18 protein-coding genes, 1 pseudogene and 1 riboswitch are annotated in these 23,696 nt (G+C 67.0%); of the genes and pseudogenes, 9 read left to right on the top strand and 10 right to left on the bottom strand.

All coding sequences use genetic code 11. The features are described 5' to 3' along the window. Positions 1-175 precede the first annotated feature (175 nt). Positions 176-1,111: a Nudix family hydrolase gene (locus tag BP05_RS07280; protein ID WP_496361953.1), complete on the top strand. Its 936-nt coding sequence runs from the start codon at positions 176-178 to the stop codon at positions 1,109-1,111. Between the two features lie 21 nt (positions 1,112-1,132). Here the strand turns inward: BP05_RS07280 and coaE are convergent, their stop codons facing one another. From coaE to BP05_RS07240, 8 genes are all read right to left on the bottom strand, one after another. Next, positions 1,133-1,753 carry a dephospho-CoA kinase gene (gene coaE, locus BP05_RS07275; protein WP_496361951.1) on the bottom strand — a complete coding sequence of 207 codons (621 nt, stop codon included), beginning with the start codon at positions 1,751-1,753 and terminating at the stop codon, positions 1,133-1,135. 51 nt (positions 1,754-1,804) lie between these two features. Further along, positions 1,805-2,671 carry a prepilin peptidase gene (locus BP05_RS07270; protein ID WP_496361949.1) on the bottom strand — a complete coding sequence of 289 codons (867 nt, stop codon included), beginning with the start codon at positions 2,669-2,671 and terminating at the stop codon, positions 1,805-1,807. A gap of 21 nt (positions 2,672-2,692) precedes the next feature. Then, positions 2,693-3,940, bottom strand: a complete 1,248-nt coding sequence (locus tag BP05_RS07265) for a type II secretion system F family protein (protein WP_496361947.1) — start codon at positions 3,938-3,940, stop codon at positions 2,693-2,695. Positions 3,941-3,943: 3 nt separating this feature from the next. Further along, the gene (pilB, locus tag BP05_RS07260; RefSeq protein ID WP_496361945.1) at positions 3,944-5,662 is read right to left on the bottom strand and encodes a type IV-A pilus assembly ATPase PilB; all 1,719 of its coding nucleotides are present in this window, start codon (positions 5,660-5,662) and stop codon (positions 3,944-3,946) included. Positions 5,663-5,807: 145 nt separating this feature from the next. Further along, positions 5,808-6,221 (bottom strand): pilin, encoded by a 414-nt coding sequence (locus BP05_RS07255; protein ID WP_496361943.1) that lies wholly within the window; start codon positions 6,219-6,221, stop codon positions 5,808-5,810. Between the two features lie 277 nt (positions 6,222-6,498). After that, positions 6,499-7,275, bottom strand: coding sequence for a TfpX/TfpZ family type IV pilin accessory protein (gene tfpZ, locus BP05_RS07250; protein WP_496361941.1), 777 nt, complete (start codon positions 7,273-7,275; stop codon positions 6,499-6,501). Between the two features lie 146 nt (positions 7,276-7,421). After that, positions 7,422-8,912: a sigma-54-dependent transcriptional regulator gene (locus BP05_RS07245; RefSeq protein ID WP_496361939.1), complete on the bottom strand. Its 1,491-nt coding sequence runs from the start codon at positions 8,910-8,912 to the stop codon at positions 7,422-7,424. An 897-nt stretch (positions 8,913-9,809) separates the two neighbouring features. Then, positions 9,810-11,411: a sensor histidine kinase gene (locus tag BP05_RS07240; protein ID WP_496361937.1), complete on the bottom strand. Its 1,602-nt coding sequence runs from the start codon at positions 11,409-11,411 to the stop codon at positions 9,810-9,812. Between the two features lie 193 nt (positions 11,412-11,604). Between BP05_RS07240 and sucC the strand changes: the two genes are divergently transcribed. The 8 genes and pseudogenes from sucC (at position 11,605) to BP05_RS07200 (ending at position 21,727) form a co-directional block, all read left to right on the top strand. Next, positions 11,605-12,771 carry an ADP-forming succinate--CoA ligase subunit beta gene (sucC, locus tag BP05_RS07235; RefSeq protein ID WP_496361935.1) on the top strand — a complete coding sequence of 389 codons (1,167 nt, stop codon included), beginning with the start codon at positions 11,605-11,607 and terminating at the stop codon, positions 12,769-12,771. A gap of 14 nt (positions 12,772-12,785) precedes the next feature. Then, positions 12,786-13,661, top strand: coding sequence for a succinate--CoA ligase subunit alpha (gene sucD / locus BP05_RS07230; protein ID WP_496361934.1), 876 nt, complete (start codon positions 12,786-12,788; stop codon positions 13,659-13,661). Between the two features lie 436 nt (positions 13,662-14,097). After that, positions 14,098-15,159, top strand: a complete 1,062-nt coding sequence (locus tag BP05_RS07225) for a DNA topoisomerase IB (protein WP_496361932.1) — start codon at positions 14,098-14,100, stop codon at positions 15,157-15,159. A 57-nt stretch (positions 15,160-15,216) separates the two neighbouring features. Next, positions 15,217-15,465: riboswitch (cobalamin riboswitch) on the top strand. Between the two features lie 259 nt (positions 15,466-15,724). Continuing rightward, positions 15,725-18,175, top strand: a complete 2,451-nt coding sequence (locus tag BP05_RS07220) for a ribonucleoside-diphosphate reductase subunit alpha (protein WP_496361930.1) — start codon at positions 15,725-15,727, stop codon at positions 18,173-18,175. Between the two features lie 173 nt (positions 18,176-18,348). Next, on the top strand, positions 18,349-19,383 hold the full coding sequence (locus BP05_RS07215) for a ribonucleotide-diphosphate reductase subunit beta (RefSeq protein ID WP_496361928.1): 1,035 nt from the start codon (positions 18,349-18,351) through the stop codon (positions 19,381-19,383). A 296-nt stretch (positions 19,384-19,679) separates the two neighbouring features. Further along, a pseudogene (locus BP05_RS07210) lies at positions 19,680-19,772 on the top strand (acyl-CoA thioesterase); the annotation flags it as partial. Between the two features lie 105 nt (positions 19,773-19,877). Further along, a complete protein-coding gene (locus tag BP05_RS07205; protein ID WP_496362337.1) occupies positions 19,878-20,018 on the top strand; it encodes a hypothetical protein in 141 nt (46 codons plus the stop codon). A 44-nt stretch (positions 20,019-20,062) separates the two neighbouring features. After that, positions 20,063-21,727, top strand: a complete 1,665-nt coding sequence (locus tag BP05_RS07200) for an NAD+ synthase (protein WP_496361926.1) — start codon at positions 20,063-20,065, stop codon at positions 21,725-21,727. 67 nt (positions 21,728-21,794) lie between these two features. Here the strand turns inward: BP05_RS07200 and BP05_RS07195 are convergent, their stop codons facing one another. Together BP05_RS07195 and BP05_RS07190 are read right to left on the bottom strand one after the other, a co-directional pair. Further along, entirely contained in the window at positions 21,795-22,646 is an 852-nt protein-coding gene (locus BP05_RS07195; RefSeq protein ID WP_496361924.1) for a PhzF family phenazine biosynthesis protein, read from the bottom strand. Between the two features lie 155 nt (positions 22,647-22,801). Continuing rightward, positions 22,802-23,674: an outer membrane protein assembly factor BamD gene (locus tag BP05_RS07190; protein WP_496361922.1), complete on the bottom strand. Its 873-nt coding sequence runs from the start codon at positions 23,672-23,674 to the stop codon at positions 22,802-22,804. Positions 23,675-23,696: the final 22 nt, after the last annotated feature.

Raw genomic sequence — 23,696 nt, 5'->3', positions numbered from 1 at the left:
ACTGGGAGCCGGTCACCGGCTCCCGGATAGCCTGCTCCCGCCCGTGGGGAGCAGGTGCCCCAAGGACGGATAAGGGTCGAAACGGAACGCCCGCCGCGACGCCATGCCAGTCTCCGAACCAGCATCGTCCTCCGCTGATCCGCGCGATTGCCCCGCAGGGGGCCGCGCCCCACGCATGATCGAAGTGGTCGCCGGGGTGATCCGCGACCGGCGCGGCCGCATCCTGCTGGCTCGCCGTACCGAGGGGCGCGACCTGGCCGGCCTGTGGGAATTTCCCGGCGGCAAGCACGAGGCTGGCGAAAGCGCGGAAGCGGCGCTCAAGCGCGAACTCCGCGAGGAGCTGGGCATCGACATCGAGATCGGTGCGGCGGTTATCCGCGTTCCCCAGGCCTACCCGGACAAGCGGCTCTACCTGGATGTCCACGACATCAAGGCGTGGCACGGCAGCGTGCGCGGGCTGGAAGGCCAGGCGCTTGCCTGGGTGCCGCCGCACAAACTGGCCGACTATCCGATGCCGCCGGCCGACGTCCCGGTAGTCGCGGCACTGCTGCAACCCGATCGGTATCTGGTGACGCCCGAACCCGGCGACGACGACGACCAATGGCTGGCGGCGCTCGAGTGCGCGCTGCGGGGCGGGGCGCGCCGGGTGCAGTTGCGCGCACCAAAGTGCGAACCGACCCGTTGGCGCGCCTTGGCCGCACAAGCCGTCTTGCGCTGCCGGCAGGCGCAAGCGCAGGTGCTGGTCAATGCCGACATCGAGCTGGCGCAGACCCTGGGCACGGGCCTGCACCTGCGCGCCTCGCAGTTGCGCGAATTCAGCGAGCGCCCGCTGCCTGTCGGGACGCCGGTCGCCGCGTCCTGCCACGTGCTCGACGAATTGCGCGCCGCACAAGCGCTGGGTTGCGACTTCGCCGTCGTTGGTCCGATCAAGGCAACGGCGACGCACCCGGATGGCCAACCCATCGGTTGGGACGGTTTCGCCGCATTGCGCGAGGCCGTGTCGCTGCCGATCTATGCGATTGGCGGGCTCTCGCCGGACGACATCGGCGAAGCGCGCCGCCATGGCGCGCAGGGAGTCGCGGCGATCCGGAGTTTGTGGCCGCAGGAGTAAGCGCGGCCGTATGAAGCCGGCTCAAGTCGCGACAGGTGCCGCCAACCGGCGATACAGGCGATCGAGCGCGCCCACCTGCGCGTCCAGCGCGGCCAGGTCGCCGTCGTTCACGATCACGTCGTCGGCGATCGCGAGTCGCTGATCGCGCGAGGCCTGCGCGGCAATCATGCGATCGGCTAGCGCCGCGTCGATCCCGTCGCGCTGCATCAATCGCGCACGCTGGACATCGACCGTCGTGTCCACCACCAGGATGCGCTGCAGCCACGGATATGCATCGCGGCCTCCACCTTCAGCAAGCAGCGGAATCGCGGCGATCGCATAGGCACTGGCCGCGCTTTCGCACTGGCGGTGCAGTTCGGCGCGAACCAACGGATGGACGATGGATTCCAGGCGCCTGCGCGCACCTTCGTCGCCGAACACGCGCTGACGCATCGCCGCGCGGTCGAGGCTGCCGTCCGCAGCGAGCACCGATGCGCCGAAGGCTTCCGCGACCGCCGCGAGCCCAATGGAGCCCGGCGCAACTGCAGCCCGCGCCGCCAGGTCGGCATCGGCAACCACGACGCCCAATTGCTCGAAGCGTTTCGTGACTTCGCTCTTGCCCGAGGCGATGCCACCGGTGACGCCGATGATGAAGTGGCTCATGCGGGGACTGTCCCCAGTGTGGCTTCGAATGCGCGCGACGCCGGTAACGGGTCAGATGCTCAGGCCAGAGATGCGCAGGTAGGCATCGATCATCTTCTGGCCCCAGAAGAACACGATCCAGCCCGCGATCGCGAGGTAAGGCCCGAACGGGATCGGCACCGAGCGGTCGCGTCCCTTCACTGCCAGGTAGATCGAGCCAACGATCGCGCCGACCAGCGAGGACAGCAAGATCGTTGGCAACACGCCCTTGAGCCCGGTCCACGCGCCGATGGCGGCGAGCAGCTTGAAGTCGCCGTGGCCCATGCCTTCCTTGCCAGTGAGCTGCTTGAACACCCACCACACCGACCAAAGGCTTACGTATCCCGCGACCGCGCCGAGCAATGCCGGCTTCACCGGCATGTAGAGGTTGTCCGAGGCCGCGATCAGTCCCAGCCACATCAGCGGCAGTGTCAGGCTGTCCGGCAGCAATTGCGTGCGCAGGTCGATGCCCGACATCGAGATCAGGAAGCCACTGAAGACGATCGCCCCGAAGCCCTGCCAGCCGAAGCCGAACCGCCACACGGCGGCGACGAACAGCAGCATGGTCAGCAACTCGACCAGCGGGTACTGGATCGAAATCGGCGCCTTGCAGTTGCGGCACTTGCCGCGCAGCGCCAGCCAGCTGAAGACCGGGATGTTCTCGTACCAGCTCAGCTGGTGCTTGCAGTGCGGGCAATGCGAGCGCTCGACGACGATGCCGGGCGGCGGCGGGTCATAGACCTCCGGCTGCTCGAGCACGTCGCGCGCATCGCGCTTCCACTCCCACTCCAGCCGCTTGGGCAGGCGCAGGATCACCACGTTGAGGAAGCTGCCCACCAGCAGCCCGAAGCCCGCCACCAGCGGATAGCCGATGGCGGGGTTCTGGTCGAGGAATGCCATCTTGAGGAGGGGTCCCTGCGATCAGCCGACGACGGCGCCGAGCTTGAAGATCGGCAGATACATGGCGATGACCATGCCGCCGATGACCACGCCCAGGAAAATCATGATGAAGGGCTCGATCAGGCTCGAAAGCGCGTCGACGGAGTTGTTGACCTCGGTTTCGTAGAACTCCGCCACCTTGAACAACATGGTGTCGAGTGCACCGGCTTCTTCGCCGATCGCAGCCATCTGGATCACCATGTTCGGGAACAGGTTGACCTGCTTCATAGCCAGGTTGAGCTGGTAACCGACGGAGACGTCGTCGCGGATGCGATGCACCGCCTGTTCGTACACCGTGCTACCGGTAGCGCCGGCGACCGAATCAAGAGCTTCGACCAACGGTACGCCGGCACGGAAGGTCACGCCCAGCGTGCGGGAAAAACGCGCGATGGCCGAGTTGTGCAGGATTTGTCCCAGCACAGGCAATTTGAGCATCGTCCGGTCAAGGAACTGCGAGAACTTCACGGAGCGCTTCTTGAATGCAATTAGGGCAGTGATGGCGCCGACGATGACCAGCAGGATCAACCACCACCAGCTGACTGCGAAGCGACTCAGGTTGACGACGACCTGCGTGGGAGCCGGCAAGTCCGCGCCGAACTGCTTGAACACATCCTCGAAGGTCGGCACGACGAAGATCAGCAGGATGCCGCTAACGATCAGCGCCACCGCCATAACCATCATCGGGTAGAACAGGGCCTTCTTGATCTTCTTCTTCAGGCCTTCGATGTTTTCCTTGTACGTGGCGATCGTGTCGAGCACTGTTTCCAGCACACCCGCCGCTTCGCCGGCCTTGACCAGATGGCGGAATAGTTCGTCGAACTGGACCGGGTGCTTGCCCAGGGCCTCATGGAACGAGGTCCCGCCTTCGATATCGGCGCGCAGCGCATTCACTAGGTTCTTCATCTTCGGGTTCTTCTGGCCCCCGCTGATAATTTCCAGGGCCTGGACAATGGGAACGCCCGACTTGATCATTGTCGCGATCTGGCGGGCGAACACTGCGATGTCGTTTGGCGAGATCGTCTTGCCGGCGCCGCCGAACAGCGGCTTGCCCTTGACCTTGACGACCTTGGGCGTGATGCCCTGGCGGCGGAGTTCCGCGCGGACGATGTTGGCGGTCTTGGCGGACTGCTCGCCCTTCATGACGACACCGCGCTTGTCGGTTCCCTCCCACACGAAGATCTGGGCGGTGTCCAGGCGGTTGATTTTGGCGGCGGTACGGGATGCGGACATGGTTTAGTCCTTGGTGACTCGGTTGATTTCGGCGAGACTGGTGATGCCGTTCTTGACCTTGAGCAGGGCGGACGCGCGCAGGTCACGGATGCCGGCCTTCTGGGCGGCTTCGGCGATCTTCAGGGCGCTGCCACCCTCCAAGACGATCGACTGGATTTCCTCCGTCATCGGCATCACTTGGTAGATGCCGGTGCGGCCCTTGTAGCCTTCAGTGCAATCGGGGCAACCAACTGCATCGAAGATCTTCAGGCCGGCCGCAATCTCTTCATGGGTGAAGCCTTCGGCCAGCAGTGCGTGCTCGGGCAACTGCACTTCGCGCTTGCAGTCGTGCAGGCGGCGTGCGAGTCGCTGTGCGATCACGAGTGTGACCGACGAGGTGATGTTGAAGGGTGCGACGCCCATGTTCATCAGACGGGCGATGGTCTGCGGCGCATCGTTGGTATGGAGTGTCGACAGGACCATGTGGCCGGTCTGCGCGGCCTTGACGCCGATCTCGGCCGTTTCCAGGTCGCGAATTTCGCCGACCATGATGACGTCAGGATCCTGGCGCAGGAAGCTGCGCAGCGCGGCGGCGAAAGTCATGCCGCGCTTGACGTTCATCTGCACCTGGTTGATGCCAGGCACTCGGATTTCGACCGGATCTTCGACCGTGGAGATGTTGCGCTGCTCGTCGTTGAGGATGTTCAGCGCCGTATACAGCGACACGGTCTTGCCCGAACCGGTTGGGCCCGTCACCAGCACCATGCCGTACGGCTTCATCACCGCGTCGATGAACAGTCTCTTCTGGTCTTCCTCGTAGCCCAGCTTATCGATGCCGAGCTTGGCGGCACTGGCGTCGAGGATACGTAGCACGATCTTCTCGCCGAACAATGTCGGCAGGGTGCTGACGCGGAAGTCGATCTGTTTGGTCTTGCTGAGGTTGAGCTTGATGCGACCATCTTGGGGGACACGCTTTTCAGCGATGTCCAACTGCGCCATGACCTTCAGGCGCGCGGCGATGCGCTGGGACAGTTTGACCGGCACCTTCGCGACCTGCTTGAGCAGGCCGTCGATGCGTAGGCGCACCCGGTACTCGGTTTCGTAGGGCTCGAAGTGGATGTCAGACGCGCCGCGGCGGATCGCATCGACCAGCACCTTGTTGATGAACTTGACGACGGGCGTGTCGTCGCCCTTGGCGTCGACGCCGCTCTCGCCTATCTCGTCCTCGCCGCCACTGACATCGAGCTTGTCGAGGTCCTCGGAGTCGCCCATCGTCTCGGCCAGCGAATCCGCGGACGCAAGCCATTGTTCGATGGTGCGATGGATCTTGTCGGCGTCGACGAGGATGGCCTCGACCGCCATGTTGCTCTGGAACTTGATCTCGTCCAGCGCCTGTGTGTTGGTTGGGTCGGCGATCCCCACGAACAGCTTGTTGCCGCGCTTGAATAGCGGAAGCACGCTGTGCTTGCGTACCAATTCCTCATCGATCAGCTTGATGGCGGACTGGTTGGGGTCGAGGGCGGCAACATCGAACAGCGGTACGCCAAACTCGTGCGAGTTGGCTGCTGCCAGTTGCGCCATGCTGACCAAGCGCTTTTCCGCCAAATAGATCGCTAGCGGCTTGCGTTCGGCAGTAGCGGCCAACATAGCATCACGGGCGGGCTGTTCATCCAGCGCCCCGTCCAGAACTAAGCGGCGGGCGATACCCGTTATGCCCGCCAGATTGGCGGTAAGCGCGTTCATACGCGATCCCTTGACTTTCTAGCCCCAGTGAACTGTAACGCAAACATGGTCTGGTTAGCGGACGCCGCGCACGTTTATCGGGACAGGTCGGCCAAAAAAGAAACCCGGCCGAAGCCGGGTTTCGATTGCGCCTGCGGAGGGCCGATTAACGGCAGTCAGCAGGAACGTACTTCGTGGCGATGGTCGTGGTGCAATCCCAGGTCAGCTGGCCCGAGCCGACGTCGGTCGGCGTCAGGACGATGTTGCCGGCGGCATTCGGCACGCTCGAAGTAGCGGTCACGACGCCGGTAGCCGGGGTGATGGCGATGTTGCTGACATAAGCGGTGGCGCCTGGGAAGGTGTAACCGCTGTTGGCGACGGTGACGTTGGCGAGACCGCCGACCGAAGACGAGGTCTCGGCAACGGCGAGCTTGGCCGGGGCCATCATGTTGATGACTTCGGTGACCTTGGCGCGGGTCGTGTAGTCCTGGTAGGCCGGCAGCGCGATGGCGGCCAGGATGGCGATGATCGCGATCACGATCATCAGTTCGATCAGCGTAAAGCCCTGCTGCTTCTTCATGGTGTTTCCCCTAGGAGTGGTTTGACTTTCACGTGCCGCATGGCCGGCGTTCCGGATCCGATGGGCAGCCGTGCAACGCTGCACGTGCAGGAAATGTATACGCATGGTGCGTGCCAATGTCATCCGGCGGAACTCCAGTTCTCAAACTGGGTGAGCGATCACGTCCCCAAGGCCGGTTTCACCGGATCGAAACAAACTGACCTGACGCGGCAGGTCACTCGGTGACGTATTGCGGCACTATTTTCGGCGTCCGCAAGCGTTTTGGGCCTGACGTAGGTTACTTGGGAGAGCGTTGGGGCGAGATGCCCGGCCAAGGGTCCAGTGCAACCGGCTTCAGGGGATCGCCGGTTTGGGCATCGATGAGCATGGTGGCGTCGCCACGGGTCGAGCTGACGGGAACCACGCGAAGCTGCCCGGGATCCCGGCCCGTCGCGGCTACCGCCGAGGCGAAGTCAGCTGCCTGGTCAGGCGCAAGCCTGGCGGCAAACGAGTCGGTGGTTGCGGAGTGCGCAAGCAACTGGGCTACGGCCTTGCGGTAGGGGGCGTAGTACCGGGGCATGAGGTGAATGTCGTACCCGGTTTCGGACGACCGCTTGAGAAATTCGGTGCGCAGCTTCGGATCCTCCGGCAACACCGCTGCGACGGTCCTCACCGTCAACCAGGGAAGCTGCCTGTACTCGTCCGTCGCTGCCTGTACGTCCGCGGGGTCCATATCGCTTGCAAACACAAGATTAAATCGGTCGATGACCGCGACCATGTACACAGGCCGCGACTGCCACACCGTATGCAGGCCGTAGCCCATCGCTGCCAGCTGCAGCAGGGCGATCACGGCCAGGTCGAATTTCAGGCTCTTCTTGCCCTGCTTGTAGACGATCAAGGTGAGCAGCGGGCCCATTGCCACGTCGACGCCGGCAATGATCAGCAGCAGTTTGTCGGCATGGGCCATCTGAAACAGGCCGGGCGGGTACCAGCGCCAGACCAGGATGGCGCCGATCGTGGCGAGGACGAGGACGCTCAGGGCGAGATGGATGGCGGAGGCTTTCCAGCGGGTCATGGCGGTGTGCGTGTCGGTCGGATGGAATGGTGCGTCCGGGCAAGGTCCGGAAGACGCGGCCGATAAAATAGACAAAGGGCCGCCAGTTGTGGCGGCCCTTCGCGTGCGGTGGTCGGCGGCATCGGGCGCGCATCGCGCCCGAACGCTCAGTCGATCCCCAGCTTCTTCAGCTTGTACCGCAGCGCGCGGAACGTAATCCCCAGTGCCGCGGCGGTACGGGTCTTGTTGAAGCGGTTTTCCTGCAGCGCCTGTTCGATGGCCTGGCGCTCCATCTGCTCGATGTATTCGGGCAGGCGGCTGCTGGCGGTGTCGCGCGGGTTGAGGGCGCGGGGGTCGATGGCGGCATGGGTGCCGGTCGCCCGTGGATTGGAGTTTGCAGCGGAGCCCGGCGGGTAGGCCGGGGAATGCGACGTCAGCCCGCTGGGCGCCGCGCCGAACACCGGCGAATGGCCGGCCGCAATGGCCGCCGACGTCGCCGGCTGCGGCTTGGGCAGGCGCAGGTCGTCGGCGTCGATGAGGTCGCCATCGGCGAGGGCGAGGGCGCGCTCGAGGATGTTTTCCAGTTCGCGCACGTTGCCCGGGAAGGGGTGGCTGCGCAGGGCATCCAGCGCTTCCGGCGACAGCGAGGGCACGACCCGGCCCTGCGCGCCGGCCAAGCGGGTCAGCACCCGCTCGGCCAGGCCGGGGAGGTCTTCGAGGCGTTCGCGCAGCGGCGGCACGCGCAGCTCGATGACGTTGATGCGGTAGTAGAGGTCGTGGCGGAAGCGGCCGTCTTCGGTCAGCGCGGCGAGGTTCTTGTGGGTCGCCGAGAGGATGCGGACGTCGACGTTCACTTCACTATTGGCGCCGACCGGGCGGATCGATTTTTCCTGGATCGCGCGCAGCAGCTTGACCTGCATCGGGAGCGGCAGTTCGGCGACCTCGTCCAGGAACAGGGTGCCGCCGTCCGCGGCCTGGAACAGGCCGGGCTTGTCGACATGGGCGCCGGTGAAACTGCCCTTCTTGTGGCCGAAGAACTCGCTCTCCATCAGCTCGGCCGGGATCGCGCCGCAGTTGACCGGGATGAAGGGGCCGTTTGCGCGCGGACCCTGCTCGTGGATGGTGCGGGCAGTCAGTTCCTTGCCCACGCCGGACTCGCCGGCGATGTAGACCGGGGCCTGGCTGCGGGCGACCTTGGCGATGGTCTGGCGCAGGGTGGCGATCGCGGGCGAGTCGCCGAAGAAGCGGGCGGCGACCGGATCGGCGGCGGCGGGCGCGCGCTTCTTTTCCCGCAGGTCCAGGGCGTGGCGCACCAGATCGCGCAGCACCGGCAGGTCCACCGGTTTCGCGACGAAGTCGAAGGCGCCGGCCTTGAGCGCTTCCACCGCGGCTTCGACGTTGCCGAAGGCGGTGATCATCGCTACCGGGGTGTTGGGGTGCTTCTGCGCGATCTCGGCGATCAGGTCCATGCCCGAACCGTCCGGCAGGCGCATGTCGGTCAGGCACAGGTCGTAGGTATTCCGCGCGAGCTGGGCCCGGGCATCGCCCAGGGTGGCGGCGGTGTCGCAACGCAGGCCCATGCGGCCCAGCGTCATGACGAGCAGCTCGCGGATATCGCGCTCGTCGTCGACTATCAGTGCACTACGTGTTTCGGTCATCCGGTCCTCCGCGCGGCGTACACGATAGCGGAACCGCCGGGGAAGGGCCAAGCGACGGCCGTTACAGGTTCCACCCGTGGGTCGATGAAGCTGAACGGTTGGGGCGCCGGCTCGGCGACGCCAACCGGGGCAGGCTCGTGCATTGGTGGCGGTCCCGGCGCGCGAGCTCCCGGGCGCTAACCGGGTGCGAGCGGGAACCGCCGCCCCAAGCGGAACAGGTCCCTTACGCTCGACCGGAAATCATTAGGGGGCACGACTGGAATTCACTGGCGCTCGACCGGAATCCACTCGCGTCCGAGCGGAGCGCACTCGCGTTCGAGTGGAAATCACCCGTGCACGACCGGCATTCACTGGCGCTCGACCGGAATCCACTCGCGTCCGACCGGAGCGCACTCGCGTTCGACCGGAAATCACCTGGTCACGACTGGCATTCACTGGCGCCCGACCGGAATCCACTTGCGCCCGACCGGAGCGCACTCGCGTTCGACTGGAAATCACCCGGGCACGACTGGAATTCACTGGCGCGCGACCGGAATCCACTCGCGCCCGACCGGAGCGCACTCGCGTTCGACCGGAAATCACCCGGGCACGACTGGCATTCACTGGCGCTCGACCGGAATCCACTCGCGTCCGACCGGAGCGCACTCGCGTTCGAGTGGAAATCACCCGGGCACGACTGGCATTCACTGGCGCGCGAGCGGAATCCACTCGCGTCCGACCGGAGTGCACTCGCGTTCGAGTGGAAATCACCCGGGCATGACTGGAATTCACTGGCGCTCGACCGGAATCCACTCGCGCCCAACCGAGTGCACGCGCGCTCGATTGGAAATCACTTGGCCACGACCGGAACTCACCCGCGCTCGAGACCCGGCCCGGGCGGGTGCCGCCGAGACCGGCCTAGCGTCCGCCCATCAACGGGCTGGGCGCGGACAGCCCGATGCGGAAACAGGCGCCGCCGCCCGGCATGGCGACGTAATCCAGCGTGGCCTGGTTCGCCCGGCACAGCTCGCGGGCGATGTAGAGGCCCAGGCCCGTGCCGTGGCTGGAGGTGGTGTAGAAGGGCCGGAACAGCTGGCTGGCCACCGCCTCCGGGATGCCCGGCCCGCGGTCGCGGACGTCGATCTGGGCAGCGCCGGCGCCATCGACGGCCACGTGCACCGTGACCTGGGCCGGCTGGCCCGGCATGCGTCCGTAGGTCAGGGCGTTGTAGACCAGGGCCGTAAGTACTTGATGCAGCTGGCGCGGGTCGACCAGGATGTTCACCGCGGTCGCCGAGCCGGTGACCCGCAAGGTGTCATGCTCCAGCGGGTGGCTGGCCGCGTAGTCCTCGACGAAGCGCCGGGCAAAGCCCATCAGTTCGACGTGTTCGGGCTTGGCCGAGTCGCGGCGCGCCAGGCCCAGCACGTTGTCGACGATCCCGTTCATGCGCTGGCCCTGCTGGCGCACGATCTCGAGCAGGCGCTGGTCGGAAGTAGGCAGGTCCTTGGATTCCTCCAGCAGCTGCACCGCGTAGTTGATCGCGGCCAGCGGATTGCGGATCTCGTGGGCGAGGCTGGCCGAGAAGCGGCCGAGCGTAGCCAGGGTCATGGACTCGGCCTGGCGGGAAACGATGCTGGTGTCGTCGAGGAAGATCAGCACCTGGTCGCTACCGGCGCGCAGCCGGGTGAAGCGCGGCACCACTTCCGGCAGGTCCGGGGCTAGCTGCAGCGCCGTGTCGTCGGCGCGACCGGTCTCGCGCCAGGCTGCGAGGCGCTTGGCCAGGGCCGGCGCCGCCAGGGACAGGTTGCGACCTTCGCCGGGATGGTTGCCGGGATCGCTCAGCAGCAGCATGGCCGCCTCGTTGGCCAGGCGCAGCTGGTTGCGGCCGTCCACCAGCAGCACCCCCGTGCGCAGGCGGCGGATGATCAGCTCGTTGACCTCGGCCAACGAGGCGGCATCCGCGCCGCGCTGCTCGGCCAGGTCCACGCTCTCGCGCATCTGCCGCCCGAGGATGTTGGTGAGCGTGGCGACGGCGAGATACCCGGTGGCGAACATCAGCGGCTCGCCAATGCCGCGCCCGGCCTCGCCCGGGGCAGTGAGGAAGTACTCCCCGAAGAGGGCGGCGGCGGCCACCGCGGCGATGCCCAGGCCAAGCCGCGTCGGCAGCAGCAGGGTCGCCGCGCCGACGTTGAACATCAGCATCAGCACGATGCCGGTGCGCGTGCCCGGCATCGCGTACACGGCGAGGATGCAGAAGAACAGGTCGAAGGCGATCCCGGTCATTGCCTGCAGGCGCAGGTCGCCGCGCTTGCGGATGACGAACAGGACCAGGCCCACGAACAGGTAGGAGACCGACGCCGTTTGGGCGAGGACCTCGTCGCGCGGCGCGCTGAGGTACTCGCGCACCGGACTGAACAACAGGAAGGTCAGCAGGGCCGCTTCGAGCAGCCGGTACAGGGTGAAGAAGTGCAGCTCGCGACGTAACGCGCTGTCGGCTTCGGCGGCGGGGCGGCTGGCCAAGCGGAACTCCGGGGGCAGGGGGCGGCACGAGTATAGGCAGGCGGCAAATGCGGCAAACGCGGGCCAGCTTCGACCAAAGGGGGATTCCCGCGTTTTGCCCCGACCGCCCCGATCGGCGACAATGCGCCCCCTCGCGCGGCGGCCCACGGCCGCGAATTCCAGGCGCGGGTTCTCTACTTCCCCTCGGTGACGCATGAATTTCCACGAATACCAGGCAAAGCAGCTCTTTGCCGATTACGGCATTGCGGTGCCGGCCGGGCGCGTTGCGCGCACGCCGGAAGAGGCGGTCGATGCCGCCAAGGCCATCGGTGGCGACTTCTGGGTGGTCAAGGCCCAGATCCACGCGGGCGGCCGCGGCAAGGCCGGCGGCGTGAAGCTGTCCAAGACCCTGGATGAGGTCCGCGAGTACGCCAAGGGCATGCTCGGCACGAAGATGGCGACCTACCAGACCGCCGGCGTGGAACTGCCCGTCGACAGCGTCCTGGTCACCCAGGCCACCGACATCGCCAAGGAGCTGTACCTGTCGGTGCTGGTCGACCGCAGCACCCAGTCGGTCACCTTCATCGCCTCCGCCGAAGGCGGCATGGACATCGAGCAGGTCGCGCACGAGAAGCCCGAAGCGATCCACACGCTGCACGTCAACTACGTGCAGGGCCTGCAGCCCTACCAGTGCCGTGACCTCGGCTTCGCCATGGGCCTCAACGCCAAGCAGGTCAGCCAGCTGACCAAGATCATGCTCGGCCTGTTCAAGCTGTTCCACGAGAAGGACCTGGCCCTGGTCGAGCTCAACCCGCTCGCGATCATGACCAGCGGCGACCTCGCCGTGCTCGACGGCAAGATCAACTCCGACGACAACGCGACCTTCCGCCACGCCGAACTGGCCGCGATGCGCGACATCCGCCAGGAAGACGAAACCGAGGTCAAGGCCAGCCAGCACGACCTCAACTACGTCACGATGGACGGCAACATCGGCTGCATGGTCAACGGCGCCGGCCTGGCGATGGCCACGATGGACGTGATCTCGCTCAATGGCGGCTCGCCGGCCAACTTCCTCGACGTCGGCGGCGGCGCCACCAAGGAACGCGTGACCGAAGCCTTCAAGCTGATCCTGTCGAGCGACAAGGTGAAGGCGATCTTCGTCAACATCTTCGGCGGCATCGTCCGCTGCGACATGATCGCCGAGGGCATCATCGCCGCGGTGAAGGAAGTCGACGTCAAGGTCCCGGTCATCGTCCGCCTGGAAGGCACGAACGTGGAAGCCGGCAAGGAGCTGCTGAAGAACTCCGGTCTCGCGATCACCCCGGCCGACGACATCAACGACGGCGCGAAGAAGGCCGTTGCGGCCGTCGCCGGCAAGTAAGGAATAACGATCCCATGAGCGTTTTGATCAACAAGAACACCAAGGTGATCGTGCAGGGCTTCACCGGCTCGCAGGGCACCTTCCACGCCGAGCAGATGCTCGACTACGGCACCAAGGTCGTCGGTGGCGTGACCCCGGGCAAGGGCGGCACCACGCACCTGGGCCTGCCGGTCTTCAACACCGTGGCCGAAGCCGTCGCCGAGACCGGCGCCGATGCCTCCGTCATCTACGTGCCGCCGCCGTTCGCGGCCGACGCGATCCTCGAAGCGGCCGATGCCGGCATCAAGGTCATCGTATGCATCACCGAGGGCATTCCGGTCCTCGACATGCTGCGGGTGAAGAACACCCTCAACGGCTACGACGACGTCGTGCTGGTCGGCCCGAACTGCCCCGGCGTGATAACGCCGGGCGAGTGCAAGATCGGCATCATGCCGGGCCACATCCACATGCCGGGCAAGGTCGGCATCGTGTCGCGCTCCGGCACGCTGACGTATGAAGCCGTGAAGCAGACCACCGACGTCGGCCTCGGCCAGTCGACCTGCATCGGCATCGGCGGCGACCCGATCAACGGCACCAACTTCATCGACGCGCTGAAGTGGTTCCAGGACGACCCGCAGACCGAAGGCATCATCATGGTCGGCGAGATCGGCGGTTCGGCCGAGGAAGAAGCGGCCGAGTTCATCAGCAAGTACGTGACCAAGCCGGTGGTCGGCTTCATCGCCGGCGCCTCTGCGCCGAAGGGCAAGCGCATGGGCCATGCCGGTGCGATCGCATCGGGCGGTTCGGGCACGGCCGAAGGCAAGTTCGCGGCGATGGAAGCCGCCGGTGTCACCACGGTGAAGTCGCCGGGCGACCTCGGCGCGGCGATCGCCAAGCGCCTCGCCAAGTAAGCGCTCGCAAACGCGATGCAGAAGGCCGCCTCCGGGCGGCCTTTTGTTTTGGTTCGCGCCGGAGCAATTCGTAGGATGGGTTGAGCGCAGCGAAACCCATCTGTCACGCGACGGGGGAGTCGATGGGTTTCGCCTTCGGCTCAACGCATCCTACGACGCTGTTTCGGCGCAGCCCGTAGGATGAGTTGAGCGCAGCGAAACCCATCTGTGACGCGGCGTAGGGAGTCGATGCGTTTCGCCTTCGGCTCAACCCATCCCACGACGCTGTTTCGGCGCAGCCCGTAGGATGGGTTGAGCGCAGCGAAACCCATCTGTCACGCGGCGTGGCGAGTCGATGGGTTTCGCCTTTGGCTCAACCCATCCTACGGCGGTGCGCCGCTGCGCCTGAGTCTCCGCCGAGGCATTGCCTTGACGTGCGGCATCGGAAACTCCGCCGATGCCAGCGACCAGGCGCCCCGCCAACGACGACGCCGCCACCCAGGCCGCGGCACAGGGCCGCCTGAGCTATGTCAGCGACACCGAGCCGGGCCTGCGGCGGCAGCGCGCGGGCCGCGGCTTCGTCTATCTCGACGCGCGCGGCCGCCGGGTCCGCAATCGCGCCACGCTGGAACGGATCCGCGCGCTGGCGATCCCGCCGGCGTACCGCGACGTCTGGATCTGCACGCGCGCCAACGGCCACCTGCAGGCGACCGGTCGCGATGCGCGCGGGCGCAAGCAGTACCGCTACCACCCGCGTTGGCGGCAGGTGCGCGACGCGGCGAAGTTCGATCGCATGCTGGCCTTTGGCGCGGCCTTGCCGCACCTGCGCCGCCGCGTGCGCGCCGACCTCGCACGGAGCGGGCTCCCGCGCGAGCGCGTGCTCGCGATGGTCGTGGCGGTGATGGCCGACACCCTGGTGCGCATCGGCAACGACGAGTACGCGCGCGAGAACCAGTCGTTCGGGCTGACGACGTTGCGCAACCGGCACGTGCAGTTCCTGCGCGGCGGCGGCCTGCGCTTCCGCTTCCGCGGCAAGGGCGGCAAGGAACACGATGTGGCGCTGGACGATGCGCGGCTCGCCCGGCTCGTGCGCCGCTGCCAGCAATTGCCGGGGCAACAGCTCTTCCAGTACCTCGACGATGCAGGCGAGGTGCAACCGGTGGAGTCGGGTGAGGTGAACGATTACCTGCGCGAAGCGATGGGCGAGGAGTTCACCGCCAAGGACTTCCGCACCTGGGGCGCCAGCCTGTGCGCCCTGCAACTGCTGGCGGCCCAGGCTGGCCCCGGCGAGGACGCCGATGGGCGCAGCGTCGCCGCCGTGCGCAACGAGGTGATCGCCGCGGTCGCGGCCACGCTGCGCAATACCCCGGCGATCTGTCGCAAGTCCTACATCGCCCCGGCGGTACTCGACTGCTGGGAGCAGGGACAGCTCGCCCGCGCCGTGCGTGGCGCCCGCGGTCCGCGGCAGTGGGAACAGGCCCTGCTGCGCGTGTTGCGCGGCGCGCGGCGCAGGTCGTAGGGAACGATCGGTCCGCCCACCCTCAACATTTCGTGTTGACCGATCCGGACAGCCCCACTATCTTGTGGTCGTCGATGGTGCCGACCCCGCCCGGGGAAGGCTTAAAGGGAATCCGGTGAGGCGCTGCTCCAACAGGAGACAGGCCGATTCCGGAGCTGCCCCGCAGCGGTAACTGGTAACGACCCGCGTCAATGGCACTGGCCTGTCCCGCAATGGGATGCAGCTGGGAAGCGACGCGCAGTAGGAATGGCACCCCGCGTGCCGATGACCGGAAGCCCGAAAACCTGCCACGACCGGAGGAGATCCGTTCGCCCTGGATGTAGGCGCATCGCGCCGAAATCAGAGCCCGGGATACCTCCGCTTGGCCAGGCGTCTCCGCGGGGAGCGACGGTCGACCACGCCGGGCCTCCGTCCCGTGCCGTCGCCCGTTCGCATTCCTTCGCGTTGAAGCCGGCTCGCCCGAGGGGGCGGGGGCCGGTTGCTGCGCGATGCGAGCCGGGCCCTCCCAATCGCAGTGCGTGCGACCGCTTTCGCTTCTTCTCCACAGTCACCGGAGAGGACAGCCATGAACACCGAAACCCATGCGATCGCAGCGTCCGATGCGGACACGGTCGACGTCGCGACCGAGGCGCCATCGCGCCCGGCCGCGCAATCCAGCTTCGCCCTGACCCCGCCGCACGCCCCGGCGACCATGACCATCACCAAGCGCGACGGCCGCAGGGAACCGGTCGACGTCGCCAAGATCGTGCGCGCGGTGACGCGCTGCTGCGACGGCCTCAACGAGATCGACCCGATGCGGGTCGCGCTCAAGACCATCGCCGGCATCTTCGACGGCGCGAGCACGCGCGAACTCGACGAGCTGTCGATCCGCACCGCCGCCGCCTTCACCGCCGAGGAGCCGCAGTACGCGCGCCTGGCCGCGCGCCTGCTCGCCGGGTACATCGACAAGGAGGTCGCGGGCCTGGGCGTGCATTCGTTCTCGCAGTCGATCGTGCTCGGCCACGAGCTGGGCCTGATCAACGACCGCATCCGCGACACCGTCGAAGCCAACGCGCGCAAGTTCAACGACGCGATCGATGCCGCGCAGACCCAGCGCTTCGAGTACTTCGGACTGCGCACGCTGTACGACCGCTACCTGCTCAAGCATCCGCAGCGCCGCAGCGTGCTCGAGACGCCGCAGCAGTTCTTCATGCGCATCGCGGTGGCCTTGACCGAGACGCCGTCGGCGGCACTGGAGCTGTACCGGCTGATGGCGTCGCTGGACTACATCCCCAGCTCGCCGACGCTGTTCAACTCCGGCACCCGCCACGAGCAGCTGTCGTCGTGCTTCCTGCTGGATTCGCCGCAGGATTCGCTGACCGACATCTACGCGCGCTACGGCGACGTGGCGCAACTGTCGAAGTTCAGCGGCGGCATCGGCCAGGCGTATTCGCGCATCCGTTCGCGCGGTTCGCTGATCCGCTCCACCAACGGCCGCAGCAACGGCATCGTGCCGTGGCTGAAGACGCTGGATGCGTCGGTCGCTGCGGTGAACCAGGGCGGCAAGCGCAAGGGCGCGGCCTGCATCTACCTGGAAACCTGGCACGCCGACATCGAGGAGTTCCTCGAGCTACGCGAGAACACCGGCGACGAGGCGCGGCGCACCCACAACCTCAACCTGGCCAATTGGGTGCCGGACCTGTTCATGCAGCGCGTGGAAGCCGACGGCGACTGGTCGCTGTTCGATCCATACGTTGTGCCGGAGTTCGTCGACCTGTGGGGCGAGGCCTTCGAGCAGGCCTACGTGCAGGCCGAGCAGCAGGGCCTCGCGGCCAGGACGATCAAGGCGCGCGAGTTGTATGCGCGGATGATGAAGGTGCTCGGCGAGACCGGTAACGGCTGGATGACCTTCAAGGACGCGTCCAATCGCACCTGCAACCAGGTCGGGGCCGGTCGCACCGTGCACCTGTCCAACCTGTGCACCGAGATCCTCGAGGTCACCTCGGCGCAAGAGACCGCGGTATGCAACCTCGGCTCGATCAACCTGGCCCAGCACGTCGCCCAGTTCGACGACGGCAAAGCCGCCTTCGACTTCGACAAGCTGTCCGAAACGGTGCGCGTCGCCGTGCGCCAGCTCGACCGCGTCATCGACCTCAACTTCTACCCGATCGAGACCGCTCGCCGCTCCAACCTGCGCTGGCGCCCGGTCGGGCTGGGCGTGATGGGCCTGCAGGACGTGTTCTTCAAGCTGCGCCTGCCGTTCGATTCGGCCGAGGCGTTGCAGTTGTCGACGCGGATCGCCGAGCGCATCTACCTGCATGCGCTGGAAGCCTCGTGCGAACTGGCCGAGAAGCACGGCGCGCACCCGAGCTACGCCGAGACGCGTGCGGCCGGTGGCGCGTTGCAGTTCGACCTGTGGGGGGTCAGGCCGACCGAAACCGCCGCGTGGGAGGCGCTGAAGCAGCGCATCGCCGCGCACGGCCTGCGCAACTCGCTGCTGATCGCGATCGCCCCCACCGCGACGATCGCCTCGATCGCCGGCTGCTACGAATGCATCGAGCCGCAGGTGTCCAACCTGTTCAAGCGCGAGACCCTGTCGGGCGACTTCCTGCAGATCAACCGCTACCTGGTGGACGAGTTGAAGAAGCTCGGCCTGTGGACCGCGCAGACGCGCGACGCGATCAAGCTCGCGGAAGGCTCGATCCAGAACATCGCCGGCATTCCCGACACGCTCAAGGCCGTCTACCGCACCGCGTGGGAACTGCCGCAGAAGGCGCTGATCGACCTCGCCGCCGCGCGCGGGCCGTACCTCGACCAGTCGCAGTCGCTCAACCTGTTCATGGAAAGCCCGAACATCGGCCGCCTGTCGTCGATGTACATGTACGCGTGGAAGTCGAAGCTGAAGACGACCTACTACCTGCGCTCGCGGCCGGCGACGCGGATCGCGAAGGCGACGATCGCGGCGCCGGCCTACACCACGCAGCAGGCCGTCGCCTGTTCGCTGGAAAACCCGGAGGCCTGCGAGGCCTGCCAGTAATCGAACCGGGGCGCTGGCGCCGTGGCCGCTGCAGGGACGCAGCGCTGCACGGAGGCAGGAGCGGTCGCCAGCGCACCGACCTTTTCCCTTTCCCGCGCAGGCATCCGGCGGATCGTCCCCCGACGCCGTGGATGCCCGCCGCGGGAAAGGGCTTCTTACTTCCGGAGCGCTCCATGTCCGCCGCGAACCAACCGCACCTGCTCGATCCCGGCTTTGCCCTCACCCTGCGGCCGATGCGCTATCCCGCGTTCTACGAGATGTACAAGGACGCGATCCGCAATACCTGGACCGTGGAGGAGATCGACTTCGGCATCGACCTCAACGACCTGCGGCACAAGCTGAGCGCCGCCGACCGCCACCTGATCGAGCGCCTGGTCGCGTTCTTCGCCACCGGCGACTCGATCGTGGCCAACAACCTGGTGCTGAACCTGTACCAGCACATCAACGCGCCCGAAGCGCGCATGTACCTGTCGCGGCAGCTGTACGAGGAAGCGCTGCACGTGCAGTTCTACCTGACGCTGCTGGATGCCTACATCCCCGACCCCGCGCGCCGCGGCGAGGCTTTCGCGGCGATCGAGAACATTCCGTCGATCAAGGCCAAGGCCGAGTTCTGCTTCAAGTGGATGGATTCGATCCAGTCCGTGCAACGCCTGGACACGCGCGAGCAGCGCCGCGCCTTCCTGCTCAACCTGATCTGCTTCGCCTGCTGCATCGAGGGCCTGTTCTTCTTCGCCGCCTTCGCCTACGTCTGGTTCCTGCGTTCGCGCGGCCTGCTGCCGGGCCTGGCGGCGGGCACCAACTGGGTGTTCCGCGACGAGTCCGGGCACATGGCGTTCGCGCTGGAAGTGATCCACACCGTGCGCAGCGAGGAGCCGGGGCTGTTCGACGCGGGCATGGAGCGCGAGGTGCGCGCGATGCTGCGCGAAGCGATCGAGGTCGAAGCCTGCTTCGCCGACGACGTGCTCTCCGGTGGCCCGCTCCAGGAAGGCGTGCTCGGCCTGTCGCCGCGCGAGATGCGCCAGTACCTCGAGTACGTCGCCGACCTGCGGCTGTCCGCACTGGGCCTGGCGCCCGAGTTCGGCGCGGGCAATCCGTTTCCGTTCATGGACCTGCAGGACGTGCAGGAACTGACCAACTTCTTCGAGCGCCGCGTCTCCGCGTACCAGGTGGGGATCAGCGGGGCGGTGGCGTTCGAGGAGGCGTTCTGAAAATGCAGCCGCGCCACTGGAAGCGCGCCCGTGGGAAATCGTGTTTCCCGACCAGGCCAACCGGTCTTTCCCATCGACAAGCGCCGCGACGTGGCTGATGGGTTTCGCTGCGCTCAACCCATCCTACGGACTACGCCCGCCGTGCCGTTGTGCGGGCACGAACGGACCAGCGACGTAGGATGGGTTGAGCCATCGGCGAAACCCATCAATGCTTTCCCCCAGCGTGGTTGATGGGTTTCGCTGCGCTCAACCCATCCTACGCACTGCACGTCGAGGGTGCGCAGGCAGGAACGTGCCATCCGTGCACGCGCGGCCGCTTCGTAATGATCGCCCTGGATGCCAACGGCAAGCCGGCGTCGGTGGCACCGTTGGCGGCGGCAGACGCCTGAACCATGGGACGTAGCGACGTAGGATGGGTTGAGCCGCAGGCAAAACCCATCGATGCTTCCCCCAGCGTGGTTGATGGGTTTCGCTGCGCTCAACCCATCCCACGAATGCACGCCGAGGATGCGCAGGCAGGGACGCGCCATCTGTACACGCGCGGCCGCTTCGTGATGATCGCCCTGGATGCCGACGGCAAGCCGGCGCCCCGAACACCACTGCCGACGGCAAGCGTCTGGATCCTGGGACGGTAGGTTCCAGGCCTCCCGGAACGAGCGCAATGTCGCGGCGCGATAGAATGCGCGCACGTTTGAAGCCGGAGCAGGGCATGGCGTTGCGGATCGCGATGGCGCAGTTCGATTTCCCGGTGGGCGCGGTGGCCAGGAACGCCGACCGCCTCGTCGAGATGATCGCGGTGGCGCGGGACGAATACGGCGCCGACGTCGTGCTGTTCCCGGAGCTGGCGCTGAGCGGCTACCCGCCGGAGGACCTGCTGCTGCGTCCCGCGTTCCTCGCCGATTGCGAAGCGGCGATCGAACGCGTCGCCCGCGCGGCGACCGGCATCGTCGCCATCGTCGGTTGGCCGCAGGCGGCCGGTGCGATCGTCTACAACGCGGCCAGCGTGCTGCGCGATGGCGGCATCGCCCACACCTATCGCAAGCGCGAGCTGCCCAACTACGCGGTGTTCGACGAACGCCGCTACTTCGACGTGGATCCGGATCGCGATATCTGCGTGTTCGAGGCGAAGGGCGTGAAGGTCGGGTTGATCATCTGCGAAGACCTGTGGTTCCCCGAACCGATCGCGCAGACGGTCGCTGCCGGAGCGCAGGTGGTGCTGGTGCCGAACGCGTCGCCGTTCGAGCGCGACAAGCACGTGCAACGTGACGAGCTCATGGCGCAACGCGTGGGGGAAACCGGTGCCGCCGTCGCCTACCTCAACGTCGTGGGCGGGCAGGACGCGCTGGTGTTCGACGGTGCCTCGGTCGTCGCCGATGGCGACGGCACCGTGCACCCGGCCGCGGCGGCGTTCACCGACCAGTGGCTGGTGGTCGACTTCGATCCGGCCACGCGCAAGTTCGCGCCGGTGCAGTGGGTGGAGGACGGCGACGAGAGCCGCGATGCGCTGGCCTGGCGCGCGGTGGTGCGCGGCACCCGCGACTACTTCGCCAAGAACGGATTTACCCACGCCTGGCTGGGGCTCTCCGGCGGCATCGATTCGTCGCTGGTGCTGGCCATCGCCGTCGATGCCCTGGGCGCGCAGAACGTCACCGCCGTGCGCATGCCTTCGCGCTATACCGCGGGGCTGTCGAACGACCTGGCCGACGAGCAGTGCCGCCGCCAGGGCGTGCGCATGGTCACCGTGCCGATCGAAAAGCCGTTCCAGGGTTTCCTCGACGCGCTGTCGGAACAGTTCGCGGGCAAGCCGGTCGACATCGCCGAGGAGAACCTGCAGTCGCGCAGCCGCGGCGCGATCATGATGGCGCTGAGCAACAAGTTCGGCGGCCTGCTGCTGACCACCGGCAACAAGAGCGAATACGCGGTGGGTTACGCCACCATCTACGGCGACATGTGCGGCGGCTACGCGCCACTGAAGGACCTGTACAAGACCGAGGTGTTCGCGCTGGCGGGCTGGCGCAACACCGTCGGCGACCTGGTGATCCCGCAGGGCGTGATCGATCGCCCACCCTCGGCGGAACTGCGCGAGAACCAGAAGGACCAGGATTCGCTGCCGCCGTACGACGTGCTCGACGCGATCCTGTACCGGCACGTGGACCTGGAGCAGTCGGGTGCGGACATCATCGCGGCGGGTTTTGACGCGGCGACGGTGGATCGGGTGTTGAGGTTGGTGCGGATCAGCGAGTGGAAGCGGCACCAGTCCGCGCCCGGGCCGAAGGTGTCACGGCGTGCGTTCGGGCGGGAACGGCGGTATCCGATCACCAATGGGTACGCGGACGGCAAGTGAGTTGGCGCGCTGCGGCGCGATGGAGTCCGTCGCGCGTATGGCCTGTCGCGGCGCGGACGTCCCCGCGTCAGATCGATTGTGCCGCGACCGGCACCGCCTCTCCACTGACCCGGATTCCGCCGTGTTCGCCGATGTCCACGGTGAGCAAGCTCGGTCGCCCCATGTCGACGCCCTGGCGGATCGCCACCGTCGCGGGCAGCGCGACCAGGCGCAGTTCGCGCAGGTAGGCGCCGAACGCGGCGGCCGCCGCGCCGGTCGCAGGATCCTCGACCACGCCGCCCGGCGGGAAGGGATTGCGCGCGTGGAACAGCGTGGACGATTCGCGCCATAGCAGCGCGACCGTGGTGAGGTCGTTGGCCAGCATGAGCCGCTTCAGCGCCGCGTAGTCGTAGTCGAGATCGCGCAGGCGCTCGCGCGTGCGCGCGGCCAGGATCAGGTGCCGGGCGCCGGCGAAACCGATGCGCGGTGGCAACGCCGGGTCGAGCTCAGGTGGCGACCATCGCAGGGCCGCCAATGCCTGGTCCAGGACGGCGTCGGGAACCGTCTCCACGCGCGGCGCGACGCTGGTGAGCGTCGCGGTGGTGCGGCCCTGGCCGCGCTGGGTGTCGACGACCACCTCGCCGACGCGGGTATGCAGGCGCAGCCTGCCTGGCGCCGTGCGTTCCGCCAGCGCGACCGCGGCCGCGATCGTGGCATGGCCGCAGAAGGTGATTTCCTTTTCCGGGGAGTAGTAGCGCGTGTCGTAGCCGCCATCCTCGCGCGGGGACAGGAACGCGGTTTCCGAATAGCCGATCTCGGCCGCGATCGCCTGCATCCGCGCGGCATCCAGGCCGCGTGCATCCAGCACCACGCCGGCAGGGTTGCCGCCCGCGGGCTGGTCGGTGAATGCGGCGTAGCGAAGCAGTTCGGGTTCGGTCATGGTCGGGGCACGCTGGGAGTTGGGCGAGTGTGCTCCGCCTGGCCGGGCGCGGGCGGGCGCCGTGGACACGCAGCGTTCCGCGCATGGAGTGGCGCACGTGCCGCAAACGCAAACGCCGCCCGAAGGCGGCGTGTGTGCGCGCGGGAACCGGTGACTCAGCGCTTGTCGTTGTCGAGCGCGGACTTCTCGCCGGCGAACGGATTGAGCTTGCGCAGGTTGCTGGGGTAATCCGGCCAATCGCCACGCAGGTACGGATGGTTGGGATCGTTCTGCTGCAGGACGCGCTTGGCGTCATCGGCCAGGGTCTGGTTGCCCAGGCCGGTGTAGGCAGCGGCCAGCGTGGCGACGGCGTCGTTCTGGTACTTGCTCTGCGGGTAGGTCTCGAGCACGCGCTTGGCACGGTCGGCCGCGGCCACGTAGGCGGTGCGGCGCAGGTAGTACAGGGCGACGTCGAGGTCGTGGCGGGCGAACACGTTGCGCAGGTCCGCCATGCGCTGGCGCGCGTCCTCGGCGTAGCGGCTGTTCGGGTAGCGCTCGGTGACGATCTGGAAGTCGTTGTAGGCCTGCTGCGGCGTGGCCAGGTCGCGGCGGCTCGGGTCCAGGCGCCACACGCGCTGCATGAACACCGTCTCGCGGGTCGAGTCGACCAGGCCGCGCAGGTAGTACATGTACGAGGTGTTGCGGTGGGTCGGGTAGGTGCGGATGAAGCGGTCGATGCTGGTGATCGCGTCGTCGTGCTTGCCCGCCTTGTACTGCGCGTATGCGGTTTCCACCAGCGCCTGCTCGGTGTAGGGGCCGTACGGGTACTGGGCGACCAGGCGCTTGAACACCACTTCCGCGCCGGCCCAGTTGCCGTGGACCATCAGGCGGTGCGCCTTGGCGTAGAGCTCGGCGACCGGCTGGCCTTCGTTGGCGTTTTCGTCCTTGAACATCCCCTTGACCCGGGCGCAGCCCGACCCGGCAAGGGCGGCGATCAGCAGCAGGCAGAACAGGATGCGCGGAGCGGGACGGTTACTGCTGGGGGTCATGGCAGGCTTGGACGGACGCCGG

The sequence above is a fragment of the Lysobacter oryzae DSM 21044 genome (genome assembly GCF_059568595.1).
Note: the sequence above shows the minus strand (reverse complement) of the source record. Positions and strands in the feature narration are given on the sequence as shown.